The sequence below is a fragment of the Protofrankia sp. CiP1_Cm_nod4 genome, from assembly GCF_982290645.1.
The window spans coordinates 1-5,736 of record NZ_CEVIVC010000025.1 but is presented as its reverse complement, the minus strand read 5'-3'; the positions used below and the strand labels follow the sequence as shown (position 1 = coordinate 5,736).

At 73.6% G+C, this 5,736-nt stretch carries 2 protein-coding genes; both read right to left on the bottom strand.

What is annotated here, in order from left to right; all coding sequences use genetic code 11:
* On the bottom strand, positions 1 to 423 hold a 423-nt coding region (locus AC5LSR_RS07390; RefSeq protein ID WP_493468282.1), incomplete at its 3' end, for a type II toxin-antitoxin system RelE family toxin.
* Positions 420 to 5,736: helicase-related protein (locus tag AC5LSR_RS07385; RefSeq protein ID WP_493468281.1), on the bottom strand; the 5,317-nt coding region annotated here is incomplete at its 5' end. The genes AC5LSR_RS07390 and AC5LSR_RS07385, both read right to left, overlap by 4 nt.

The following is a 5,736-nucleotide window of genomic DNA, read 5'->3' as shown; positions in this document are numbered from 1 at the left end:
GCCGCCGTCGGGACGACGCTCGTGCGGACGGTGCCCGTCCGGGTCGGGTGGCAGCAGACGGCCGACAATGCTGTCACCGACCGGTGACAGGTCGACGACCTCGATACCGCCGGTGACCCGGTTGATCTGGTACTGGTACCGGTCGAGGCTGTCGTACACGTCCTTGCGGTCGCGGACCGAGACAAGCAGATAGTCCTGACCGCCGACGTGGAGCAGCAGCGCCCGGAAATCGTTCCCGACTCGGGCCGACCACAGCCGTGGATCGCCACTGAGCCGTTTGAAACGCAGTTTCGGGTTCCACGGGTTACGCCGGAAAAGGTCCTGGAACTCGTAGACCGCGCCCTTGCCGGTACGCGACAGCGCCAGGATCTCCTTGTCCGCACGCTCCAGGATCCGCAGCGTCACCCCGCCCTGGCCGCTCACCGGTCTGTGTCCTCTCGTGATCCGTCGACCGATCCACCGGATACGGCCGATCCAGCAGGTACGACGATCTTCTGGACGAGTTCGTCGACGGCCCACCGGGTGGCTGTCCGGGCGTCCCAACCGGCGGCCGTGTACGCTGCGTCCCGATCGGCGATCTCGGCGTCACCAGCTGTGGAGCCATCAGCCGTGGAGCCGTCGGCACCGCCGGGACCGGTGGCGTCACCGGGCTCGGCGGCCACGGGGCCGAGGAGCACCGCCACCCGGGCCGCGGGCCATGCGACCTCGGCCTGCCACGCCTGGTCACCGATCTCGTAACCGATCTCGGGCGGCGGCGCACCGGCGGCCAGCACGCCGCGTACCAGCTGTTCCAGGCCGGGCTCGTCCGGGTCGAGCAGGTCCAGCACCTCCTGCCAGCGTGGGTCCGCCGGCCGCGCGCCGGTCGCCGGCGGCCTGGCCGGCAGGAGTGACACTCGGCCGAGCAGTGACGCCCGGCCGAGCCAGGACGACGTCTCGTCGTCCAGCGGGAGAGCCCGCGCCACGGACAGCAGGCCGCCGCCTTCGGCGACCGCCAGCAGCCCGGGGTCAAAGGTGCCCAGTGCGGAGAGCGCGAGCTGGACGCCGTCCCCGCGGCCGGCGTCGAGGAACTGCACCAGGTTGGTCCAGTACAGCCAGGCGGCCCAGCGGATCCGGTGGTCCTCCTCGTCGGCGGCGATGGTCGCGGGCCGGTCGTCGACCGCCACCAGGGCCGACCAGGCCCGGTCCGTGCTGCCGGCCCGCTCGTCGACGATCAGTACGAGCGGGCAGCCGCCGGTGTCGGCGACCCGCAGCAGAATGATCGGGTCGAGCCCACGCGAGGGGAGATCGTCGCCGCGCAGCGCCGCGGTGACCCGGTCGGCGACGTGCCGGGAGCCCGACGAGGTGGCCACCGCGCCCGGCTGTCTGAGCAGCCCGGCTAGCCCGCCCTCGGCCCGGGCCCGCCACAGCCGCGGGTCGGGATCCCGCAGGAACGCCAGCAGCGTTTCGACCGGGTTCACCCAGACCGTGTCGTTGAGCTCTCCACCGTCGCGCCCGGTGCGCTGCTGGTAGTAGTCGCGGGCGGCCCGCCGCCCGAGGCCGTGGTACGGCGACCACACCCGCGGCCGGCCGCCGCCGGCTCCGCCCACACCATCGGCCCCATCGGCCCCATCGGCCCCGTTGGTCCCGTTGCGCCAGGCCTCCACGTCGTCCCAGGTGAGCTGGAAGACGTGCACGCCGTGGGCGCGCAGCCGGGTGCGTTTGTCGGCGTCGTCGGCGAGCCGGTTGTGTTCGCTGGACGCGTGGTAGCGGTAGCCGTCGAGGTAGACGGCCACCTCGGCGGGGGCGGCGTCCAGACGGACGAAGTGGATGTCCGGCCGGGTGCCGCGGATGGTGTTCTGCAGCTTCATCCGCCAGTGGACGACCTGGCCGTCGGGGGTCTCCATCCGCAGGTCGGCGATGCGGGCGCCGTCCTGGTCGGCTGCCCGGGTGATGCTGGCACGGCTGTCCGGGCGCTGGCCCCAGTCGAGCAGGGCCCGCAGGAAGCGCAGTTCCAGTTCGCTTTCGACCTGGTCGAACAGGGAGATCTCGCTCGTGCGTACCGACGGCCCGACCGTCCAGGGCTCCAGCAGCTCCCCCAGCATGCTCAGCGCCTCGGCCCGGATCATCAGGGGGAACTCCCTGTCCCGGGCGTAGCGCAGCAGGCAGCGGTGGCAGGCCGGTTTACCTTCGGTGACGCAGCGGCAGTCCGCGATCACATCCCGGGCGGCCTGGAGCACGTCGCGGAAGCTGTCCGGGTCGCTGATCCGGTGCAGGTAGCCGGTGCCGCCGGGCTGGACGTCGTGGACGACCAGGAACCGGCGGGTGTGCCCGGTCTCCTGGTCGGGCATGACCGCCTTCACGATCCGCAGATGGTCGGGGTCACCGCCGTATCGGGCGGCGATGCCCAGGCGCAGGGCCGCGGCGAAGGAGACGATCCGCTCCTCGACGGCGGCGGTGACCGCCGGCACCAGGATGCGCAGGGCCTCGGTGCGCAGCTCGTGGGCGAGGATCAGCGGGACGTGCTCGGCGGCGTGCGGGGCGCGCCGATAGCGGCACCACAGCCGGTGGTGTTCGGCCGCTTTGTCACCGGGGCGGCCCGGCCCGCTGGCCGAGGTGGACGGCGCGATCGCGGCGAGGCCCGTCGTCGTCGGCGGCCGGTCGGTGGTGGTGCCGCCGCACGAGGTGCACGTGTAGAAGGGGCTGAGCCGGGTGTCGACCCCGGCGAAAATGTCGCTGGCGGGCCGGTCGTAGTGGGCCACGCCCAGGTTGAACTCACGGATGACGGCCTGACGGGTGTAGTCGACGCCGAAGGTGACGTGGCTGTGCCGCCAGGACCTCTCGACGTGGGCCGGGTCGACGTCGACGGCGATTGCCGTGGTGTAGGGCCTGACGTCGCGTTCGTCGGAATCATCGTGGATCTTCGCGTCGTCCCGCCGGTCGTGCGCGGTGACCTTGGTGGGCCGCAGGACGGTGAACAGGTTGCCCGCGTCGGCGATCGCCGGGCTGGCGCAGCGGGGGCAGCGGCCGGTGTCCTCGGCGGCCAGCGTGGTACGCACGTAGCCGCAGGCCGGGCAGACCCGCCACTGTTCGTAGGCGGGCCGGTTCGGCGAGCCGATGTCGAGGCCGGAGATGGTGTGCCGGTAGCCGAGGACGTAGTAGCTGTTCCCGGGGGCGAGTTCCACCAGCGCGGGACGGGCGGGGCGGTTGTACTCCCGCAGTTCGCTGTGGAAGACCCGGTTGTCGTCGCTGCTGCGGTCCTCCCAGGTGAGGGTGGCTTCCAGCGCGGTACGGGTGTCGATCAGCGCGTAGTTCGGCAGCAGCCCGGACTCGACGAGGGTGCCGTGCGCCGAGGCCCTGCCAATCTGCCCGATCCGCTGTCTGACCGCTCGGCGCTCGGCCCGCAGGGCCCGGTGGTCGCGGTCCTGGTCAGGGTCGGACGTGATCAGCAGGGCCGCGGCCTCCTCGATCGCGTCGAGCCGGTGGCGCAGGTCGGCCAGGCGCGCGTCCCACTCGTCCCGCACCGCCTGGACGGCCTGGGCGAGCCCGCCGGTGGCGTAGGCACGCAGCTCGGCCGCGGCGGCGGCGCTGACACCGGCGGCGGAGGCAGCGCCGTCCGTGCCCTCCAGGCCGGCGGCGCCCGCGCCGCCCGTGCCGCCCGCACCGCCGGTGCCGCCGCCGAACAGGCCGAGGAACTCGCCGACGACCGTGTCACCGACGGTGAGAGCGGCGTCGGTGAACGAGGTGAGCCAGCCGGACGGCCCGAACAGCGCCGAGGCCAGCCGTGGCAGGGGCAGGACGCCGGGGAACCGGCCGCGGGCGGCCAGGTCCACCAGGTGTGCCACGTACTGGCGGCGCAGGATCTCCACGGCGGAGAGGTAGCAGCCCGGTGGGAGGATCTCCCCCGCGATCATCTCCCGTGGGTCGGTGAGGTAGTAACGGTCGCGTTCGCGGCGGCCCAGCAGGGTCAGCACGAGCGCGTTGCCGCTGCGCCGCCCGGCCCGGCCCGCCCGCTGCACATAGTTCGCCGGCCCCGCCGGCAGCGACGCCAGCACCACCGCGGACAGCTCACCGATGTCGATGCCCAGTTCCAGGGTGGGGGTGCACGACAGCACGTTCGGGTCGGTGTACCGGGTGCCGTCCCGGAACTGTTTTTCGATCTTCTCCCGCTGTGGGCGGGTCAGCATGCCGGTGTGCTCGCCGGTGACGACCCGGAAGATCCCGCCCTCGGTGTACAGCCGGCGGTAGTAGTCGGCGGGCGCGCCCGTCACGGGGCTGGGACGGGTGGTGTCGGGGGTGAGCCGGCCGGCGCACCGGTAGCGCTGGCAGCGCTGCCCGGCCCAGTCGGCCGCCCGGTGCGGGGGCACGGTCTGCGTCCAGGCGCAGATGTCGCAGCGGAGCGCGGCGGCGGCCACCTCGTCGTCACCGAGCCTGACCACATGGATGTGGCCTGGTTGCAGCCCGTAGACGACGCTGGTGCCGTCCTCGGCGACCCGGCGGGCCAGCACCCCCTCGTCGGCGAGGACGGGCAGCAGCCGGGCGAGGTAGTCGGTGGCGTGCTCGCGGGAGAGCTCCAGGCAGCGGACCGCCCAGTCCTGGTACCAGTTGCCGCGGGCGGTCAGGACGTCGAACTCGCTGCGGCGTTTCGGCGCGGACAGCAGGAACGCCGGCGCGGACACCCCGCGGGGGAAGGCGGGCATCCCGTTCGGCCGCCCGCCCCACACCTTCCAGCGCGCCCCGGCCTGGCCGAGGTAGCCGTCCAGCCAGCGGTGCCGGATCGCGCCGCGGATCCGCAGCCGTTCGAGCAGCCCGCGGACGAACGCCAGCCAGGTCACCTCGTCCGCGGGCGGGATGGTGGCCGCCGGCCCGTGTACGAACACGTCCCGGCACAGCGCGGCGATCTTCTCCGGTTCGGTGAGGGTGACCTCGGCGGCCACGGTGCGGGTCAGTTCGAGGGTGCGGCCCTGCCGGGAGCGCAGGCCGAACTCCATGATCGCCGCGAAGGCGAGCCGGTCGGCGATGAGCTGCCAGACCTCGCTGCCGCCGGCGTGCTCCCCGGCGAGCAGCCCGTCGATCCCGGGCTGGTCGTGCAGGTCCGGCGGGACGATCGCGGCCAGCGTCCCGGGGTCGGACGCGGGGCTGGTGGCGGCGGCGATCAGGTCCGCGAGCAGGTCGTTGAGGGCCACCGGTGTGCCGGGGCGCAACTGGTCGACGAGCAGCGAGCGCAGCGAGAACGTGTACGACCGGGTGGCGACGAAGCCGGCGCGGTGCGCGGCGTCCTGCACCGAGTCGTTGAACAGCAGCGTCCGGCGTTCCCGGCCGGTGAGCTCGCCGCTGGTGAACAGTTCGGTGACCGCGACCGAGGCGAGGGTGGCGAGCCCGGCGCCGAGGTAGCGGACGCCCTCGTCCAGCCCGCAGGCCGGGCAGCGGTCGGCTTCCGCGCCGGCGATGTCGGCGAGGTCGCCGAGCACGGCGACGCCGTCGGGGATGCGGGTGGTGCCGCGGCCGGCCTCCCCGGGGGTGTCCCGCGCCGGGTCGAACGGCCGGACCCGGCTGCCGGCGGAGTCCAGGACCAGCAGGCCCCGGCCCGGGTTGGCGATCTCGTTCGCCGTGGCCGCGACGAACGCCCTGACCCGGCGCTTGTCCGCGCCGACGCTCGCCCGGTAGATCCGGTCCGGGTCGGTGACCAGCTCCTGGGGGTCGCGTTCGGGTGAGATGGCCGCCCAGCCGGACCGGCCGCAGTGCCGGCAGTGGATCGCC